The sequence below is a fragment of the Arthrobacter sp. TJ-263 genome, from assembly GCF_058269155.1.
The window spans coordinates 2,143,233-2,161,548 of record NZ_JBZCNE010000001.1; the positions used below are offsets into that span (position 1 = coordinate 2,143,233).

The 18,316-nt window shown below is 68.2% G+C and carries 16 protein-coding genes; 7 read left to right on the forward strand and 9 right to left on the reverse strand.

Annotated elements, in window-relative coordinates:
* Window positions 1-70: 70 nt before the first annotated feature.
* The 8 genes from AC4D2F_RS10385 to AC4D2F_RS10420 all read right to left on the reverse strand — a co-directional run bounded on the left by AC4D2F_RS10385 (window position 71) and on the right by AC4D2F_RS10420 (window position 9,055).
* Window positions 71-775: a response regulator gene (locus AC4D2F_RS10385; protein ID WP_104167608.1), complete on the reverse strand. Its 705-nt coding sequence runs from the start codon at window positions 773-775 to the stop codon at window positions 71-73.
* A complete protein-coding gene (locus AC4D2F_RS10390; protein WP_490910458.1) occupies window positions 723-2,045 on the reverse strand; it encodes a sensor histidine kinase in 1,323 nt (440 codons plus the stop codon). Before AC4D2F_RS10390 ends, AC4D2F_RS10385 begins: the two co-directional genes overlap by 53 nt.
* A gap of 34 nt (window positions 2,046-2,079) precedes the next feature.
* Window positions 2,080-2,967 carry an ABC-2 transporter permease gene (locus AC4D2F_RS10395; RefSeq protein ID WP_104167606.1) on the reverse strand — a complete coding sequence of 296 codons (888 nt, stop codon included), beginning with the start codon at window positions 2,965-2,967 and terminating at the stop codon, window positions 2,080-2,082.
* A gap of 2 nt (window positions 2,968-2,969) precedes the next feature.
* Window positions 2,970-3,917 (reverse strand): ABC transporter ATP-binding protein, encoded by a 948-nt coding sequence (locus AC4D2F_RS10400; protein ID WP_490910459.1) that lies wholly within the window; start codon window positions 3,915-3,917, stop codon window positions 2,970-2,972.
* 165 nt (window positions 3,918-4,082) lie between these two features.
* On the reverse strand, window positions 4,083-4,868 hold the full coding sequence (locus AC4D2F_RS10405) for an ABC transporter permease (RefSeq protein WP_181033661.1): 786 nt from the start codon (window positions 4,866-4,868) through the stop codon (window positions 4,083-4,085).
* 89 nt (window positions 4,869-4,957) lie between these two features.
* Entirely contained in the window at window positions 4,958-5,947 is a 990-nt protein-coding gene (locus tag AC4D2F_RS10410; RefSeq protein ID WP_104167603.1) for an ATP-binding cassette domain-containing protein, read from the reverse strand.
* 34 nt (window positions 5,948-5,981) lie between these two features.
* On the reverse strand, window positions 5,982-7,196 hold the full coding sequence (locus AC4D2F_RS10415; RefSeq protein ID WP_490910460.1) for an MFS transporter: 1,215 nt from the start codon (window positions 7,194-7,196) through the stop codon (window positions 5,982-5,984).
* A gap of 176 nt (window positions 7,197-7,372) precedes the next feature.
* Window positions 7,373-9,055 carry an ABC-F family ATP-binding cassette domain-containing protein gene (locus AC4D2F_RS10420; RefSeq protein WP_104167601.1) on the reverse strand — a complete coding sequence of 561 codons (1,683 nt, stop codon included), beginning with the start codon at window positions 9,053-9,055 and terminating at the stop codon, window positions 7,373-7,375.
* Between the two features lie 274 nt (window positions 9,056-9,329).
* Here AC4D2F_RS10420 and AC4D2F_RS10425 point away from each other — a divergent pair, with 274 nt between their 5' ends.
* From AC4D2F_RS10425 to AC4D2F_RS10450, 6 genes are all read left to right on the forward strand, one after another.
* Window positions 9,330-10,646: an ABC transporter substrate-binding protein gene (locus AC4D2F_RS10425; RefSeq protein ID WP_490910461.1), complete on the forward strand. Its 1,317-nt coding sequence runs from the start codon at window positions 9,330-9,332 to the stop codon at window positions 10,644-10,646.
* Between the two features lie 59 nt (window positions 10,647-10,705).
* Window positions 10,706-11,836 (forward strand): carbohydrate ABC transporter permease, encoded by a 1,131-nt coding sequence (locus tag AC4D2F_RS10430; RefSeq protein ID WP_490910462.1) that lies wholly within the window; start codon window positions 10,706-10,708, stop codon window positions 11,834-11,836.
* Window positions 11,833-12,735: a carbohydrate ABC transporter permease gene (locus AC4D2F_RS10435; RefSeq protein WP_104167598.1), complete on the forward strand. Its 903-nt coding sequence runs from the start codon at window positions 11,833-11,835 to the stop codon at window positions 12,733-12,735. The genes AC4D2F_RS10430 and AC4D2F_RS10435 overlap by 4 nt, the downstream gene beginning before the upstream one ends.
* A complete protein-coding gene (locus tag AC4D2F_RS10440; protein WP_104167597.1) occupies window positions 12,735-14,192 on the forward strand; it encodes a GH1 family beta-glucosidase in 1,458 nt (485 codons plus the stop codon). Before AC4D2F_RS10435 ends, AC4D2F_RS10440 begins: the two co-directional genes overlap by 1 nt.
* Before the next feature lie 42 nt (window positions 14,193-14,234).
* Entirely contained in the window at window positions 14,235-15,254 is a 1,020-nt protein-coding gene (locus tag AC4D2F_RS10445) for a LacI family DNA-binding transcriptional regulator (protein ID WP_104167596.1), read from the forward strand.
* Window positions 15,255-15,372: 118 nt separating this feature from the next.
* On the forward strand, window positions 15,373-16,440 hold the full coding sequence (locus AC4D2F_RS10450; protein ID WP_490910463.1) for a Gfo/Idh/MocA family protein: 1,068 nt from the start codon (window positions 15,373-15,375) through the stop codon (window positions 16,438-16,440).
* A 67-nt stretch (window positions 16,441-16,507) separates the two neighbouring features.
* Here AC4D2F_RS10450 and AC4D2F_RS10455 read toward each other — a convergent pair whose 3' ends face one another.
* On the reverse strand, window positions 16,508-17,236 hold the full coding sequence (locus AC4D2F_RS10455) for a winged helix-turn-helix domain-containing protein (RefSeq protein WP_490910464.1): 729 nt from the start codon (window positions 17,234-17,236) through the stop codon (window positions 16,508-16,510).
* Between the two features lie 426 nt (window positions 17,237-17,662).
* On the opposite strand from AC4D2F_RS10455, the gene AC4D2F_RS10460 reads away from it, so the two are divergent.
* Window positions 17,663-18,106 (forward strand): MarR family winged helix-turn-helix transcriptional regulator, encoded by a 444-nt coding sequence (locus AC4D2F_RS10460; RefSeq protein ID WP_104167593.1) that lies wholly within the window; start codon window positions 17,663-17,665, stop codon window positions 18,104-18,106.
* Window positions 18,107-18,316 lie beyond the last annotated feature (210 nt).

Genomic DNA, 18,316 nt, shown 5'->3' on the forward strand with positions numbered 1-18,316 from the left:
GATTCAACCAGATGCCGTGAAGGGCGTGATCCGGACCCGCGCGCAGCAGGACCCGCTCGGACGGTCTCCCTCAGTGCGCAGGACCCGGCACCACGATGGCGTTCTCGTACGCGTACACCACGGCCTGCACGCGGTCCCTGAGGTCCAGCTTCGTCAGGATCCGCCGCACGTGCGTCTTGATGGTCGCTTCCGACAGGAAGAACCGGGCCGCGAGTTCGGCGTTGGACAGGCCCTCGGCGATCGCCTCCAGCACCTCCCGTTCGCGGGGCGTCAGCTCGGCGAGGCGCCGGTCCGGTGCCGCCGTCGTCCTCTGCACCGGTGGGAGGGACCGCACGTAGGTCTCGAGGAGCCGCTGCGTGACGCGCGGCGCGACGACGGCGTCCCCGCTCGCGACGACGCGCACCGCCTGCACCAGCCCCTCGGGCGCCACGTCCTTGAGCAGGAACGCCGAGGCGCCGGCCTGCAGCCCGGCGAAGGCGTACTCGTCCAGGTCGAAGGTCGTCAGGATGATGATCCGCGCGGACGATCCCGACGATGCGATCCGGCGCGTCGCCTCGATGCCGTCCCCCTGCGGCATCCGCACGTCCATCAGCACGACGTCGGGCGACAGGTCGGCGGTGAGCCGGACGGCCTCGGCCCCGGTGGACGCCTCCCCGACGATCTCCAGGTCGGGTTCGCCCTCGAGGATGAGCCGGAAGCCCATCCGCAGGAGCGGCTGGTCGTCAGCGAGCAGAACCCTGATGGGCGTGGTCGGTGTGTCGTGCTGCGTGGTCATCTTTCTCTTTCCCCCGTTGATTGCCCGGTCCGCCGGAGGCGTCGGGAACTGTCAGCCACACCTCGACGAGCCAGCCGCCCGAAGGACGGCCGCCGCACTCGACGGTGCCGGCATAGATGGCGGCACGCTCCCGCATGCCGGCGATGCCCTGGCCGGAGCCGAGCGAGGCGACGGGCCCCATGGCACCCCGTCCGTCGTCCGCCACGCGGAGCTCCACCGCGTCCCCGGTCCGGGCGATCACGACGTCGACCAGCGTGACGCCCTTGCCGTACCGCAGGACGTTGGTCAGGGACTCCTGCAGGATCCGGTACACCGTCAGCTGGAACGCGGGATCCTCCGGCAGCATCGGCCCCGTCGTGGTCACCCTCAGCGGCAGGCCCGCGGCGCGGAAGCCGTCCAGCAGTTGCGCCAGCGAACTCGACGCCGGCAACGGCTCGAGGGACCCGCTCACGGCCTCGGTCCGCAGGACCCCGAGGACGCGACGCATGTCGGCGATGGCCGTGCGGCCCGTGCCCGACAACTCGCCGAGCACCGCCGCCGCTCGCTCGGGATCGCGCTTCATGACGACGGCGGCGCCGTCGGACAATGCCACCATGACGGTCAGTGAATGCGCGACGACGTCGTGCATCTCCCGTGCGATCCGGTTGCGCTCCCCCGCGGACGCCAGCTCGGCGTTCCGGGCGGCCCACTCGCGCAGGACGCTCTCGTGCTGGCGATCCCGACGCACCGTGACCCCCACGCCGACGGCGACGGCGAGGAACATCACGATGAATCCGCTGAGGAGCCAGATCACGCCCGGCGCGTCGCCGAAGGTGCTGACCGGGATGAGGAACAGGGCGCTCACCGACAGGACCGTCGCCACCGCGGCGGCAACGAGCGCCTGCCGCAGCGGGTACGCCACGGCCACGGTGTAGAGGGCGAACATGGTGGCGACCCCGCTGCTCCCGGCGCCCTCGGTCAGGATGCTGACCGGGACGTCGAGGACCGCGACGAGCGCAAGGACGAGCAGTGGCCGGTCACGGCGGAACGCCAGCGCGGTGGCGGCCAGCACCACACCGGCCACGCCGAGCCAGTTGTCGTCGTCGAGGACGACGAGAACGGCGTTCGGGAAGGCGAACAGGACGAACACCAGGACGACGACGGCGTCCATGGCCCGCGGATGGCTGCGGAAGAACCGCCGGAAGGGCCCCAGCCGCCGGGCGTTGAGCTCGGTGAAGGAGACCGCAGCCGTTCGTTCCGCGGTCTCCCCCACCAAGGGTCGGTCAGTCATGGCTTCGCGTCACGGGCGCCGGCTGGAAGGCGTCCTAGACATCCCGCGTCCTGGTGACCAGCAGGGAGGCCACCAGGAGCACGAGCGCCCAGGCCCCCATGACGAGACCACCCTGGAACTGGGTCAGGGCGTCGCTCTCGGTCGAGATGGCGATCAGCTGGTTACCGGCGTTCGTGGGGAGGAAGCGGGCGGCATCGGGGATCCAGTCGGCCAGGCCGGACAGCAGGTTCACGATGATCACGGGAACCACGAAGAACAGGGCGACCGCCGTGACCACGCCGCCCGCTGTGTTGCGGAGCAGCGTCCCGATGCCCATCGAGATGATGGCGATGAACGCCAGGTAGCTGCCGGAGTTCAGGATGCTGGGCAGGACGCCCTCGGTCGTGATGGCGAAGTCCAGGTCCTCCCCGGCGAGGATCGGCTGGGCCACGAGATAGGAAAGGAAGGCGGACACGGCGCCGACGACGAAGGCGATGATCGCGATGATCGCGTTCTTCGCCAGCAGGGCCGGGGCGCGCTTTGGGACGGCGACCATCGTGGACCGGATCATGCCGGTGGCCCACTCGGAGGCGATGAGGACCACGGCGAGGGAGGCGATCAGCAGTTGCCCGAAGATGAGCCCGGAGGACGGGATCTCCCAGGCCTGACTGGCCGGGTCGAAATCGGCGGGCGGCCCGCCCTGGCCGCCCTGGGGGGCACCGGAGGACCCGAGGTCCTGCTGCGTGATGGAGATGGCCCAGGCCGCGAGGGCAGCGAGCCCCACCATCACGACGACGGTCGAGACGATCAGGATGACGGTCGAGGGGACGGTGGTGACCTTGATCCACTCGGACTTCAGGACGCGGCCGAAGTTCACGCCGGGACCGGGTTCGGCCTGCTTGTGCGACTGCCGGGCGGGAGCGGGGGGTGTCGAGGTGGCCATGGTCAGCGTCCTTCCACGAGCGCGGGGGCCTCGCCGGCGGCGGGCAGGGCATGCGAGTGGTACTCGACTTCGGTCTGGGTGAGCTGCATGTAGGCGTCCTCGAGGGACACCTGCAACGGCGTGAGCTCGTACACCAGGACGCGCTCCCGGAGGGCGACCTCCGCGATACGGCGGGGCTCGACCCCGGTGATCTCGACCAGTTCGGGCTCGAGCACCTGGGAACTGACGCCCTCCCCGGCGAGGCCGCCGAGCAGGTCCTGGGGGCGGTCCGCCCGCACCCTGACCCGGGCCTTGCCCTGCCCGTCGATGATGGACTGGATGGGGGCGTCGGCGATGATCCGGCCGCGGCCGATCACGATCAGATGATCCGCCGTCAACGCCATCTCCGACATCAGGTGCGAGGACAGGAAGACCGTGCGCCCCTCGGACGCGAGCCCCTTCGCCAGGTGACGCACCCACTGCACGCCCTCCGGGTCCAGACCGTTCACGGGCTCGTCGAGGATGATCGTGTGCGGGTCCCCCAGCAGCGCGGCCGCGATCCCGAGTCGCTGGCCCATGCCCAGGGAGAACCCGCCGACCCGCTTCTTCGCCACCGGGCCGAGTCCGGTGAGCTCGATGACCTCCCTGACCCGGCTGTTCGGGATGCCGTGGGTCGCCGCCATGGCCCGGAGGTGGTTGTAGGCCGAACGCTTGGTATGGACGGCTTTGGCGTCCAGGAGCGCACCCACCTCCCGCAGCGGGGCCCTGTGCTGGGCATAGGGCCGCCCATTGACGGTCACGCGCCCGCCGGAGGGGTTGTCGAGCCCGACGATCATGCGCATCGTGGTGGACTTCCCGGCACCGTTCGGGCCGAGGAAACCGGTCACCTTACCGGGCTGCACGGTGAAGGAAACAGCATCGACCGCCACCTTGGCGCCGTACCGCTTCGAGAGGGCCTGAGCCTCGATCATTAGAGTGTCCTTCGTGATGGTTCCACGTCCGGGATGCCGCGGGCGCGGCTCCCCTACCAACAGTAGGCGTGGGGCCGGTGCGGGTCACCGGCCCCAGGGATGATCGCGGAGAGTGCGGCAGTACCTCTTTCGGACGACGCCGGCGACGGACGGACGCAGCGTTCGCTAGCGGCTGCTGATGGACGCGAACTTCCGCACGCTGAGTGGCACGAAGACCACGAGCATGAGAGCCGCCCCGATCAGCACGGTCAGGAGGGCGTTCTGCATGGGCCACACGTCGGGCGTCGGGACGGTCCCCGTGTTGCCGAAGAGTTCACGGACCGCCTGCACCAGCGCTGAGACCGGATTCCAGTTGGCGAAGGTCTCCAGAGGCCCCGGGAGGTTCTGGGACTGGACGAAGGCGATGGAGATGAACGTGAGTGGGAACAGGATCATGAAGGAGGCGTTGTTGATGACCTCCGGGCTCTTCACCGACATGCCCAGCAGAGCCATGACCCAGCTGAAGGCGTAGGAGAAGAGCAGCAGCAGACCGATGCCGGCGAGCACGCTGGTCAGCGGGGTGTTGACGCGCCAGCCGACCAGGAAGCCCGTGCCCATCATGATCAACACGGAGAGCGTGTTGAGCACGAGGTCGCTGTTGGTCCGTCCGACGAGGACGGCCGACGAGCTCATGGGCAGGGTGCGGAAGCGGTCGATGATGCCGTCCTTGAGGTCCTGGGCCATCGCCGAGCCGGAGAACGTGGACCCGAAGATCACCGTCTGGGCGAAGATGCCGGCCATCAGGTACTGCGTGTAGTCGCTGCCCTCCACCTGGATGGAGCCACCGTAGATCTGGCTGAAGAGCAGCACGAACATGATGGGCTGCAGGACGGCGAACACCAGCATGTCCGGCGAGCGCTTCAGTTTGATGAGGTTCCGCTTGGTGACGGTCCACCCGTCGGAGAACCACATGGCCAGCTCGGATGACCGGTCGGAGGGCGTGCCCTGCGGCGTGGATGGACCCTGGTTCTCGGGCTGCCGGTCCTCGGGGGCAAGGACGCTCATGCTGCCGCCTCCTTCTGGGGCGCTGGCTGGTCGGTGTCCTCGGCGCGGTGACCCGTCAGCTGCAGGAACACGTCGTCGAGGCTGGGACGCCGCATGCCGGCGTCGTGCAGCTGGATGCCACCCTCCCCGAGTTCGGACAGGATGTACTGGAGGGCCCGCGGGCCCTCGGTCACGGCCACCTCGATGCTGCGGCCGTCGGCACCGACCACGGGCACGCCCTCCCCGTGGCGAGCGAGGATCCCCGCCGCGGCGCCGGCGTCGGCTGCCTCGACGAGCGACACGACCACGCGATGCCCGCCGATCTGCGCCTTCAGCTGGTCCGAGGTGCCCTCGGCGATGGTCCTGCCGCCGTCGATCACCGCGATGTCGTCCGAGAGCTGGTCCGCCTCCTCGAGGTACTGCGTGGTCAGCAGCAGCGTGGTACCGTCCTTGACGAGGTTCTGGATGATGCCCCACAGCGAGATCCGGCTGCGGGGATCGAGCCCCGTGGTCGGTTCGTCGAGGAAGAGGATCTTGGGGTTGATGACCAGCGCTCCGGCGAGGTCGATCCGGCGCCGCATGCCGCCGGAGAAGCCCTTGACGGGGCGGTTGCCGGCCTCCGTCAGCTCGAACTGGTCGATCAGCTCCTGCGCCCGGCGGCGCGCTTCACGGCCGCCGAGATGGTACAGCCGGCCCACCATCTCGAGGTTCTCGAGTCCGGTCAGGTTCTCGTCCACGGCTGCATACTGGCCGGAGACGCCGATGATGCGGCGTGCTGCCTTCGGATTCCGGCGGACGTCGATGCCGTCGATGTGGGCCGTGCCCGCCGTCGGCTGGATGAGTGTGGTGAGGATCTTGACCACGGTGGTCTTCCCTGCACCGTTGGGCCCCAGCAGGGCCTTGACTGTTCCCTGAGGAACGGAGAGATCCATGCCGTCGAGCGCATGTACGGGCCCGCTCTTCGATGAATAGGTTTTCTTCAGACCTTCTGCCTCGATAATCGCCATGAGGAAAAGGGTAGAACTTATCCTTCAGCGTGACCTAGGGAATTCGGTCAGGACTTGTCCGCAATGCCTCGGTGGCGGCGGTCCGCTCACGGGCGGCCGGCGCGACGAGGAAGGACGCCAGCACGGCCACCCCCACGGCGAGCAGCGCCGTGCGGATCCCGACGACGTCGCCGAGGAAACCGAGGAGCGGCGGGCCGGCGAGGAACGCCGTGTACCCGATGGTGGACACCACCGAGACCCGTGCCGCGGCGTGCTCGGGCTCGTCCGCTGCGGCGGACATGCCCATCGGGAAGCCGAGGGCCGCTCCCGCACCCCAGAGGATGGCGCCGACGGCGGCCAGCGGTACGGAAGGGGCGACGACGAACAGCACGAGTCCCACGAGGGAGGAGCCCAGGCCGGCCTGGAGGACCCGCACGCGGCCGAACCGGTCGATCAGGGGACCGCCGACGAAGCGCAGCGCCGTCATGGCGGCGACGAAGACGGCGAACATGACGGCGCCGGTGCTCTCCGCGGTCCCCAGTCCGTCCACCGTGGCTTTCGCCACCCAGTCGTTCGCGGCGCCCTCGGTCAGCGCGGCGCCCAGCACCACGAGGCCGATCAGCAGGGTCCGGGGCTCGCCCCATGCGCCGAGGCCCCTCCCCCGGGATCGCCGCGGCGCATCGGAGGCGGCCTCGCCGCTCGCGGTGTCCGGCAGGAAGTACCGCGGCGTCCACAGCGACACTGCGAGGCTGAGGACGGCGACGGCGGCGAGGTGCGTGGACAGCGGTACGTCGAGCGCCGACAGTCCCGCACCGATCAGGGCGCCCACGAAGGCTCCGCCGCTGAACGCGGCGTGGAAGCGCGGCATGATGGTCCGCCCGACCCGGCGTTCGACGTCGGCCCCCTCGATGTTCTGTCCCACGTCCCAGAGGGCGATCCCGCTCCCGAACAGGAACAGCCCGACCGCGACCACCGGCACCGAGACGGTCACGAGGCCGAGCGCGACCGCGACCGCCGCCAGGCCCGCCGCGGTTCCCCCGAGGCGGACGGTGTTGCCGGTGCCGAAGCGGGCGGCGGCGAGGCCGGCCAACGGCAGGGACAGCACCGAGCCGATGGCCCCGATGAGCAGCAGGGTCCCCGTCTGGCCGGCGCCCAGGCCCAGGGTGCTCGAGGCGGCGGGGATCCGAGCGGCCCAGCTGGCGAACACGAGACCGTTGAGCCCGAAGATCGCATAGGTGGCGAACATGGCTGCTCGGACGGGGGGCTTCATTCTGCAACCGTAGGGGGCGCTGCCGCGCACTTCAAACGCACGCCGTCCGCGCCTCCCCCTCGCCCCGTGCCACCCCGATGCACTTAACGTCCGATCACCCCGACGGCGCCGCCACTTATCCACCGGTTGGGGATAACCCTGTGGAAAGCGTGTGGAGGACGTGTGGACGAAGGGTCCTAACGGGCGCGGACGACCCTGCTCTCATCCCACACGGGCTCCTTCGTCTCGTACACCTTGCCGTCGGAGCCGAAGACCAGGAAGCGGTCGAAGCTCCTGGCGAACCAACGGTCGTGCGTGACGGCGATGACGGTCCCCTCGAAGGCGTCGATGGCGTGCTCCAGGGCCTCCGCCGAATGAAGGTCCAGGTTGTCCGTCGGCTCGTCGAGCAGCAGGAGGGTGGCCCCGGAGAGTTCCAGCAGCAGGATCTGCAACCTCGCCTGCTGGCCGCCGGACAGGGAGTCGTACGGCTGCTCCGCCTGCGCGGCGAGCCCGTAGCGGTCCAGCACGGCGGACGCAGCCTCCCGACCCAGCCCCGACCGGTGCTCGTCGCCGCGGTGCAGGATGTCCACGAGGGTCCGGCCGAGGAGGTCCGGGCGGGAGTGCGTCTGCGCGAAGAACCCGGGGCGGATCCGCGCACCCAGCTTCACGGAGCCCTCGTGCGGCACGGCGGCGATGTCGACGTCGGACACGGGCTGGTGCTCCTTGTCCGGGTCGGACCCGCCGGCGGCGAGCAACCGCAGGAAGTGGGACTTGCCCGAGCCGTTGGAGCCGAGCACGCCCACGCGGTCCCCGAACCAGATCTCGGTGCTGAAGGGCTTCATGAGGCCCGTCAGTTCGAGCTTCCGGGCGACGACGGCGCGCTTGGCGGTCCGCCCTCCCGCCAGCCGCATCGACACGTTCTGCTCGAGGGGGATGGCCTCGGGCGGGCCGGCTTCGAGGAACTTCGCCAGCCGTGTCTGCGCCGCGTGGTACCGGTTCGCCATGTCCGAGCGGAACGCAGCCTTGTTCTTGTACATGTTGACGAGTTCCTTGAGCTTGAGGTGCTCCTCGTCCCAGCGCTTGCGGAGTTCCTCGAACCGCGCGTTGCGGTCCTCCCGCGCCTTCAGGTAGGTCTCGAACCCCCCGCCGTGGGTCCACGACGAGGCCCCGAGGACTCCGGGTTCCAGCGTCACGATGCGCGTGGCCGCATTGGCGAGCAGCTCGCGGTCGTGGCTCACGAACAGCACCGACTTCTTCGACTCCCGCAGCTTCCCCTCGAGCCAGCGTTTGCCGGGCACGTCCAGGTAGTTGTCGGGCTCGTCCAGGAGCAGGAGCTCGTCGGGACCCGAGAACAGAGCCTCCAGCACGAGCCGCTTCTGCTCTCCGCCCGAGAGGGACGACGCCGCACGGTACTGGGCGCGGTCGAACGGCACACCGAGGGCGGCCATCGTGACCTCGTCCCAGGTGGTCTCGAGCTCGTAGCCGCCTGCGTCACCCCAGTCGGCGATCGCCTGCGCGTACGTCATCTGCGTCGGCTCGTCGTCGGCCTCCATCATCGCGAGTTCGGCGTCCTCGATCCGCTGCGCAGCCGCCGCGAGCAGGGGCGGCGCGGCGGAGACGAGGAGGTCGCGGACCGTCGAGTCGTCACGGACCTGACCGACGAACTGCCGCATGATGCCCATCGTCCCCGACCGGCTCACCGCCCCCTCGTCGGGTGACAGGTCGCCGGACACGATGCGCAGGAGGGTGGTCTTGCCCGTGCCGTTCGGGCCGATCAGGGCCGTCTTGTGGCCGTCGCCGACCTTGAAGGCGACGCCGTTGAGCAGTTGCCTGCCGTCGGAGAGGAAGTAGTCGATACCGGATACGTCGAGATGTGCCACGTTCCAAGTGTTCCATCCGGCGACAAGTCGACATCGTTCCGGGCGTCCTGGTACCGGGAGGCCGGCCGTCGGGACATGCGCAGCCGTGGCCCACCCGGTCGACGCCGGCGAGGCAACCGCCGGCGTCCTCCGGACACCATCTCCCTATCTGACCGAGTGTGAGAGAGCGCTCTCTTGACGGGTGTGACAAACAGCACATACAGTGATGCGACATCCCAGAGAGCGCTCTCACGCCGCCGGCGTCGGTCGCTCCGACACACACAAAGGAGTGATCGTGGAACTCTCGCGACTCAGGAAAATCACCGCCCTCGCCGGCGTCGCATCCCTGGCCATGGTGGCATCGGGCTGCAGCGGCGGCAGTGACGAGGCCGCCAGTGCCGACAACCCCATTACCCTGACCGTCACGACCTTCGGCCAGTTCGGCTACGACGATCTGTACGCCGAGTACGAGGAGCAGAATCCCGGCGTGACCATCGAGGCCAACAACATCGACGGCAGCGCCAACGCCCGCACCGACGCCTTCACCAAGCTCGCCGCCGGCTCGGGTCTGAGCGACGTCGTCGCCGTCGAGGAGGGCTGGCTCGGTTCGATCATGGAGGTCTCGGACCAGTTCGTGGACCTCAACGAGTACGGCGTCTCGGACGTCAAGGACAACTGGGTCGACTGGAAGTTCGAGCAGGGCACCGACCCCGACGGTCGCGTGATCGGCCTCGGCACGGACATCGGCCCGCAGGCCCTGTGCTTCAACCGTGAGCTGTTCGAGGCAGCAGGCTTCCCGACGGACCGCGAGGAGGTCGCCGAACTCTTCGGTGGCGACGACGCGACGTGGGAGACCTATTTCGATCTGGGCCGCCAGTACAACGAGACGACGGGCAAGGCCTGGTACGACCAGTCGGCGTTCGTCTGGAATTCGATGGTCAACCAGATGGAGGAGGGCTACTACACCGCTGACGGTGAGCTGAACGTCGAGGGCAACGAGGCGATGCGCGCCCAGTTCGACCTCCTCGCGGCAGGCACGGCCGACGGCCTGTCAGCGAACCAGAAGCAGTTCGACTGGGGCAAGGGCAAGGCCTTCGTGGATGGTTCCTTCGCCGTGCACGTCTGCCCGGCCTGGATGCTCGGAACCATCAAGGAGCAGCTGGAAGCCGCCGGTGGCGGCCCCGAGACGGGCTGGGACGTCGCCGATGTCTTCCCGGGTGGTGCGTCCAACTGGGGCGGCGCCTTCCTCTCCGTCCCCGAGAGCTCCGAGCACCCCGCTGAAGCCGCGAAGCTGGCCACCTGGCTGACAGCTCCGGAACAGCAGGTGAAGCAGTCCGCAGCCGCGAACAACTTCCCGAGCACGCTCGAGGCCCAGCAGAAGATCGTCGAGGACGCCGTGCCCAACGAGCTCTTCAACGACGCTCCGTACGGGGAGATCTTCGCATCGCGCGCCGAAGGCGTCGTGGCCCAGTTCAAGGGCCCGCAGGACTCGGAGATCCAGGAGAACGTCTTCGCTCCGGCCCTGAAGATCCTCGACTCCGGTGCAGGCACGGCCGACGAGGCCTGGGATGAAGCCGTCTCCCTCCTCAATGACCGCGTCGTGAACAACTAGCAGCACCGGCCGCGGGGCCTCCGTCAGCACCGGAGGCCCCCCCTGGAGTCTGGAACCTCATGACCACGACACTGAACCGCCCGGCAGCCGGCAGCCCTGCCCCTGCGAAACCCACCCTCACCTTCCGTCAGCGACTGAACGTCTTCGACATGAAGGCCTCGCCCTACCTGTACATCTCACCGTTCTTCATCCTCTTCGCCCTGGTAGGCCTCTTCCCTCTCGGCTACACCTTCTTCGTCTCGCTCTTCGACTGGCACCTGCTCAAGGGGCAGGGCGAATTCGTGGGCCTGCGGAACTTCCAGGAAGTCCTCCAGGACCGCTTCTTCTGGAACTCGCTGTTCAACACGATGAGCATCTTCCTGCTCTCGACCATCCCGCAGCTGATCGTCGCCACTGCGATCGCGGCGGTGCTGGACCAGCACATCCGCGCCAAGACGTTCTGGCGCATGAGCATCCTGCTTCCCTACATCGTGACCCCCGTCGCCGTCGCCCTGATCTTCTCGAATCTGTTCGGTGAGCAGTACGGGCTGATCAACAACATCCTGGAGAGCTTCGGGATCGACCGGATCCTCTGGCTGAACGAGACGTTGCCGAGCCACATCGCGATCGCCACCATGGTGAACTGGCGCTGGACCGGCTACAACGCCCTGATCCTGCTGGCAGCCATGCAGTCCGTACCCCGCGACATCTACGAATCCGCTGCGATCGACGGAGCCGGAACATTCCGCCGCTTCTTCAGCATCACGCTGCCGAGCATCCGGCCCACCATGATCTTCGTGGTGATCACCGCCACGATCGGCGGGCTGCAGATCTTCACCGAGCCCCGCCTCTTCGATCCGCGGACGTACGGGGGAACGTCGGCGCAGTTCCAGACAACGGTGCTCTACCTCTACGAGATGGCATTCCAGCGGTCGAACTTCGGCAAGGCATCCACCATCGCGTGGCTCCTGTTCCTGATCATCGTCCTGTTCGGTCTCGTGAACTACCTGATCTCACGGAGGATCGCCACCACCGGCGACGACCGTGGATCGGGCAGGAAATCCCGCCGGCGTCGTAGGCGCTCCGCACCTCCGGCGCTGGTGCTACCCGCCGTCCGTCCGCAGCCACCGGCACCCGTTGCCGAGCCTGCACCGGAATCCACTGCATCGGCCGGTACATCACAAGGCAAGGACGAGAGGACCACGCGATGACGGCCATCGATACCAGGCAGCGCACGACGACGGCAGCACCCGAGCGCCGGGGACGTGGCCTGCGGCGCGGTCTGCTCGGCAACGGCCGCAGGCCGGGGTTCCTGACCTATGGACTGCTGATGGCCTTCTTCCTGGCCTCCGCCTACCCCCTCTGGTGGTCCGTGATCATCGGCAGCCGGTCCAACGAGGCGCTCGGCCAGACGTGGCCACCCCTGCTCCCGGGCGGTAATTTCTGGACGAACGTCGGCGAGGTCTTCGACACCGTCCCGTTCTGGCTCGCGCTCGGCAACAGTGTGCTGATCTCGGGGATCATCACGGTGTCGGTGGTCGTGTTCTCGACCCTCGCCGGATATTCATTCGCCAAGCTCCGCTTCCGCGGCCGCAACGGGCTCATGGTCGCCGTGATCGCGACCATGGCGATTCCCACCCAGCTCGGGATCATCCCACTGTTCATGCTGATGCGGACGCTCGGCTGGACCGGTGAGATCGGCGCCGTCGTCATCCCCACGCTCGTCACGGCGTTCGGCGTGTTCTTCATGCGCCAGTACCTCGTGGACGTCATCCCCGACGAGCTCATCGAGTCCGCCCGCATGGACGGCGCGTCCATGATCTCCACCTTCTGGCACGTTGCACTGCCTGCAGCACGCCCGGCGATGGCGATCCTCGGCCTGTTCACCTTCATGACGGCCTGGACCGACTTCCTCTGGCCGCTGCTGGTGCTCGGTCCTGGCAACCCCACTCTGCAGACGGCGCTCAGCCAGCTGCAATCGGCCCGCTACGTGGACTACTCCATCGTCCTCGCCGGCGCCGTCATGGCCACCCTCCCGCTCCTGGTGCTCTTCGTCATCGCGGGACGTCAACTCATATCCGGAATCATGCAAGGAGCAGTGAAGGGCTAATGCCACTCGACGCAACACACCACCAGCCGGTCCCACCCAGCGCAAGGACCTGGCCCGAGGGCTTCCTCTGGGGCTCGGCCACCGCCGCGGCCCAGGTCGAAGGCGCCAGTCACGAGGGCGGCAAGGAGGACTCCGTCTGGGACGCCTTCGCTCGCCTCCCGGGCGCCATCGCCAACGGCGAGACCCTGAAGGACGGCGTGCAGCACTATCACCGCATGCCGGAAGACGTGGCGATCATGAAGGAGATGGGCCTGGGCTCCTACCGGTTCTCGACGAGCTGGTCCCGCGTCCGGCCGGGTGATCGCGGGCCGAACGCCGAGGGCCTGGACTTCTACTCACGGTTGGTCGACGAACTCCTCACCGCCGGGATCCTTCCCTGGTTGACCCTCTACCACTGGGACCTGCCCCAGGCGCTCGAGGAGAAGGGCGGCTGGGCCGATCGCGATACCGCCTACCGTTTCGTCGAGTACGCGAACGACGTGTACTCGGTGCTCGGTGACCGCGTGCAGCACTGGACCACGTTCAACGAACCGTTCTGCTCGTCCCTGCTCGGTTACGCGGCCGGCGTGCACGCCCCGGGACGTCAGGAACCCCGGGCGGCCGTCGCCGCGATCCACCACCAGCACCTCGCCCACGGGCTCGCCGTCAACGAGCTGCGGGGGCGCGGTGCCCAGCAGCTCGGGATCACCCTCAATCTCAGCAATTCGATCCCCCGGGACCCGTCCGATCCCGTCGACCTCGATGCCGCGCGCCGGTTCGACTCGCTGCAGAACAGGATCTTCCTCGATCCGATCCTCCGCGGCGCCTACCCGGAGGACACCCTCGACGACCTCGAGCAGTTCGGCCTCCGGGACGTCATCCGGCCCGGTGACCTGGACATCATCGGCGCTCCGATCGATTTCCTGGGCGTCAACCACTATCACGACGACCTCATCAGCGGTCACCCCGCGACCGAGCACGATGACGGGCACTCCGGCGGTGCGACCCGCCCGACGTCGTCGTGCTGGATCGGGTCCGAGGACATCACGTTCCCGAGCCGTGGCCTGCCGCGCACGGCCATGAACTGGGAGGTCAACCCGGATGGGCTGCGCACACTCCTGGTGCGCCTCGGCGAGGAGTATCCGACCCTCCCGCCGCTGTACATCACGGAGAACGGCGCAGCGTACGACGACGTCGTGACCCCCGACGGAGCGGTCCACGACGCCGAGCGGACGCAGTTCGTCCTCGACCACATCACAGCCGTCGGCGAGGCCATCGACCAGGGCGCCGACGTGCGCGGCTACTTCGTCTGGTCGCTCCTCGACAACTTCGAGTGGTCCTGGGGGTACGGCAAGCGCTTCGGGGTGGTCCGCGTGGACTACGACACCTTCGAGCGGACGGTGAAGGACAGTGGACTGGCGTACGCCCGAGTCATCGCAGCGGCGAAGTACCCCGACCTTGCACCGGCGAACGCCTAAAGTAGCCCTCACGGCATACTTTTCGACGTTCCGGAGATGACGATGACGCAGGACGCAGGAAGGACCCGGCCGGCAGCCACCCTCGAAATGGTGGCTGCCCTGGCCGGGGTCTCGCGGGCGACCGTATCCCGTGTCGTCAATGAGAGCCCGAGCGTGGATCCGGAGCTGGCGCAGTCCGTGAAGAGAGCCATCCTCGCCCTCGACTACACGCCGAACCGTGCGGCGCGCTCACTTGCCAAGCGCCGGGCGAACGCCGTCACGCTGATCGTCCCCGAGTCGACGTCGAAGGTCTTCGCCGATCCTTTCTTCGCGTCGGTGGTCCAGGGGATCGCCCTGTATCTGGCTGATACCGACTACACGCTGAACATGGTGATCTCCTCGGAATCCAAGCCGGGAAAGACCCGCAGCTTCCTGCTCGGCGGCAACGTCGACGGTGTCCTGGTGGTGTCGCACCACAGCGGCGACCACTCCTGGACGCACCTCTCCGATTCGCTTCCCATGGTGTTCGCCGGACGGCCCCTGATCGGCGGCATGGAGAGCTACTACGTGGAAGTCGACAACGAACAGGCGGCGTACAGCGCCACCCGGCAGCTGACCGACAGCGGCCGGAAGCACGTGGCCACCGTCGCAGGACCACAGGACATGCCTCCGGGCCTGGACCGGCTCGCCGGCTGGCGCACCGCGGTCCGGGAGGCCGGCCTCGACGACAGCCTCGTGGAGGTCGGGGACTTCACGCTCGCCTCCGGCGCCCGGGCGATGCACCGGCTGCTGGACCGCGGGATGCCCATCGACGCCGTGTTCGCGGGCAACGATCAGATGGCGGCCGGCGCATACACCGCGATCCAGGGCAGGGGCCTGCGCATCCCGGAGGACATCGCCGTGGTCGGCTTCGACGATGATTCCTTCGCGACCTCCGTGACCCCAGCCCTGACGACGGTGCATCACCCCATCGTCGAACTCGGCAAGAAGATGGCTGAGACCCTGGTGAGCCTCATCGAGGGCAGGCCCACCGACCGCGTGACAGTGTTGCCCACCTCACTCGTGATCCGCGAGTCCGTCTAGTCCTTCCGAAGCACCTCCACCGTCCTACCGTGTGCATCGCGCGTGCCGCACGTGGGCTCCTGCCTCCATCACCTCCACATCCATCAAGCACGTCCATCAAGCCCTGAAAGGCACTCCGATGCTTCCTGCTCCCGTCAGCACGATTGCCCCGTCCACCGCGACAGGACGTCCCATCCGCTGGGGCGTCATTGCCACCGGTTCCATCGCCGCCCGGGTGGTGCAGGACCTCGCCCTCCTCGACGACGCGGTCCTCCATGGGGTCAGCTCTCGCAGCGAAGCTTCCGCCCGTGCTTTCGCCCTCCGGTTCGGGTTCACGAAGGCCTACTCGGACACCGGTGACACTTCGGGCTACGAACGCCTGCTCGCCGACCCCGCCGTCGACGTGGTCTACATCGCCACGCCCCACGCCCAGCACCACAGCATCGCCCTGGCCGCGCTGACAGCCGGGAAGCACGTTCTCTGCGAGAAGCCCATCGCCATGGATGCCACGCAGGCCCGCGAACTCGCCGACCTCGCCCGGGCCCGCGGACTGTTCCTCATGGAAGCCGTCTGGACACGGTTCCTGCCGAGCTTCCGCCGGGCCGTCAAGATCCTGCGGTCGGGTGAGATCGGCGAACCCCGCTGGTTGCAGGCCGACGTCGGCTTCGCCCCCGCGTTCGACCCGGCGTCGCGGACGTGGGACCCGGCCGCCGGCGGTGGTGCACTCCTGGACCTCGCGGTGTATCCGCTGACCTGGGCACTCGGAGCCCTCGGCGAACCCCGCACCCTGAGGGCCACGGGCGTCCTGACCTCCGACGGCATCGACCTGCAGAACGCCGTCACCCTCACCTACGACGGCGGTGCGCAGGCCCAACTCATCACGTCCATCGGCGCCGAATGCCCAAGCATCGTCACCGTGGGAGGCACGGAAGGGTGGCTTCGCTCCTCCGCGCCCCTGTTCAACCCCGCCGAGCTCATCATCCAACCCCGGCAGGGCACGCTACGGACGGAGCACTTCGAGACATTCGGGAACGGGTTCGGCTATGAGCTGCGGGAAGTGACCCGTTGCCTGCAGGCCGGGATGACCGAGAGCCCCCACATGACCCCCGCGGAGTCGGTGGCCATGATGGAACTGCTGGACGAGGCACGCCGTCAGATGGGTCTGCACTATCCCAGCGACCCCGAACTGGTATCCGCGCGTTCCTAGCACCAGCCGATGGAGGACCGTCCGGCCCGCCCGATACCATCCATGGCCAGGACGAACCTCGCAGCACTCAACGTCGCGCGTCCCCCGGCATCATCCGGTACCCGACGCCCCGGACGGTGCGGATGAAGCGGGGGTTGCTCATGTCCTCGCCCAGTTTCTTGCGCAGGTTGCGGATATGTACCTCGACGAGGTGGTGGTCCTGGCTCCAGCCGTCCCCCCAGACGCGGTTCAGGAGCGCCTCCCGCGTCCAGACGCGCTGCGCACCGCTGAGGAGGGTCTCGAGCAGGTCGAATTCGATCCGGGTCAATGCCAGCTCCCGGCCGGCCAGGGTCACCGTGCGCCCCTCCACGTCCATGGTGAGCTCCTCGTGCTGCAGCAGGTCGTTGCCCGGCGCCTCGGGTTGCTGAGGCAGCGCGGTGCGGGGGCGGCGGAACATCGCCGAGACGCGCGCCGAGAACTCCCGCGGGCTGAAGGGCTTCCCGATGAAGTCGTCCGCACCGATCTCCAGGCCGATCAGCCGGTCGATCTCGTCCTGCCGGGCGGTCACCATCACGATGTACGCGTCGCTGAGGGACCGGCTCTGGCGGCAGACCTCGACACCGTCGAGGTCCGGCAGGTTCAGGTCGAGGGTGATGAGGTCCGGCCGGTGCTCCTTCAGGGCGGCCAGGCCCTCGAGCCCCGTGGACGCTTCGATGACCCTGAATCCGTTCATGCGAAGGGTCGTCGCCAGCAGTTCCCGGATATCCAGATCATCCTCGACGATGAGCGCGGAGCGCTGCGACGTGGAAACGGACATGGGACAAGACTTTCACACAATTCCGCCCGTCGGCGCGGACGAATTGATCGTCCCGTGAACAGACCGTGAGGAAACGTTGAGACGCGGCAGTAGCGTGCCGGGATACGACCGACCACGCTCCGGACCATTCAGGTGGGACACGTCACCCTCCCGGCTGCCCGGGATCCCGTCCTGCGCCCTGATGGGCCCAGGGGCGGGCCGGGTCGCCCCGAGATCCCCGCTTTCAGCAGGCGCAAGCCTCGCCCCCTCGACTTTCTTGCCCGAAGCTTCGGACGGGCCGACGGGAAAACTTGAAGATCGAAGCGCATAGTTGACCTAAGGCAGTCGACCCCGTTCCCCGTTCCACCGGTCGGTTGCGATGACACCGCGCCCGCCGGCACTGCTCAGCACCGGAGGGGCGTCCCCAAATCTTCGGGAGGAGATCGCATGTCTGAATTGGAAGAGTGGTCGACCAGCCGCCTGCTCACCACCGCCGCCCGCCTCGTGGATCACGCGTGGAACGAGAGGCTGCTCGACATCGGAATCACCCATGCCGGCTACACCACCCTCGGCGTCCTGTCCCGAACGGGCACCATGACGGGCGCCAAGCTCGCGCTCGCGGTCCACGTCCAGGCCCAGACGATCGGCAAGACCATCGAGAAGCTCGAGCGCCAGGGGTTCATCTCCCGTATCCGCGACAGCATCGACCGCCGCAGCCAGCGCATCACGATCACCCCGGCCGGCGTCGAGGCACTCGCCAAGGCCGAGGACATCGAGCGCACACTGATGGTCGGCGAGGGGCTCGAGTCCTTCGAACTCCGCAAGCTCCTGCGCGGCATCATCGGGGAACTCGCTCCTCAGCGTCAGAAGCCGGCCGCGGCCGCCGTCTGACGCCCCAGCCAGGAAACGCACTCGAAGCGACCGCCTGAATGGGCGGTCGCTGTTCGCGTCCTCCCGACCGGGACGGCGTGACCGGAGAGAGACAGGTCGGCCTCACGGGGACTGCTGCCGACTCGGCAGGATCTTCGTTGCTGTCGACGGGGTGGAGCCGGGCTCAGGTCGGTACGACGTCCTCGTTCCAGTTGCCGAGGGCACTACGGT

What these genes read in the sequence shown, in the direction of transcription:
- AC4D2F_RS10385 (WP_104167608.1), bottom strand. Translation starts at nt 775, where the DNA reads ATGACCACGCAGCACGACACACCGACCACGCCCATCAGGGTTCTGCTC.
- AC4D2F_RS10390 (WP_490910458.1), bottom strand. Translation starts at nt 2,045, where the DNA reads ATGACTGACCGACCCTTGGTGGGGGAGACCGCGGAACGAACGGCTGCG.
- AC4D2F_RS10395 (WP_104167606.1), bottom strand. Translation starts at nt 2,967, where the DNA reads ATGGCCACCTCGACACCCCCCGCTCCCGCCCGGCAGTCGCACAAGCAG.
- AC4D2F_RS10400 (WP_490910459.1), bottom strand. Translation starts at nt 3,917, where the DNA reads ATGATCGAGGCTCAGGCCCTCTCGAAGCGGTACGGCGCCAAGGTGGCG.
- AC4D2F_RS10405 (WP_181033661.1), bottom strand. Translation starts at nt 4,868, where the DNA reads ATGTGGTTCTCCGACGGGTGGACCGTCACCAAGCGGAACCTCATCAAA.
- AC4D2F_RS10410 (WP_104167603.1), bottom strand. Translation starts at nt 5,947, where the DNA reads ATGGCGATTATCGAGGCAGAAGGTCTGAAGAAAACCTATTCATCGAAG.
- AC4D2F_RS10415 (WP_490910460.1), bottom strand. Translation starts at nt 7,196, where the DNA reads ATGAAGCCCCCCGTCCGAGCAGCCATGTTCGCCACCTATGCGATCTTC.
- AC4D2F_RS10430 (WP_490910462.1), top strand. Translation starts at nt 10,706, where the DNA reads ATGACCACGACACTGAACCGCCCGGCAGCCGGCAGCCCTGCCCCTGCG.
- AC4D2F_RS10435 (WP_104167598.1), top strand. Translation starts at nt 11,833, where the DNA reads ATGACGGCCATCGATACCAGGCAGCGCACGACGACGGCAGCACCCGAG.
- AC4D2F_RS10440 (WP_104167597.1), top strand. Translation starts at nt 12,735, where the DNA reads ATGCCACTCGACGCAACACACCACCAGCCGGTCCCACCCAGCGCAAGG.
- AC4D2F_RS10445 (WP_104167596.1), top strand. Translation starts at nt 14,235, where the DNA reads ATGACGCAGGACGCAGGAAGGACCCGGCCGGCAGCCACCCTCGAAATG.
- AC4D2F_RS10450 (WP_490910463.1), top strand. Translation starts at nt 15,373, where the DNA reads ATGCTTCCTGCTCCCGTCAGCACGATTGCCCCGTCCACCGCGACAGGA.
- AC4D2F_RS10455 (WP_490910464.1), bottom strand. Translation starts at nt 17,236, where the DNA reads ATGTCCGTTTCCACGTCGCAGCGCTCCGCGCTCATCGTCGAGGATGAT.
- AC4D2F_RS10460 (WP_104167593.1), top strand. Translation starts at nt 17,663, where the DNA reads ATGTCTGAATTGGAAGAGTGGTCGACCAGCCGCCTGCTCACCACCGCC.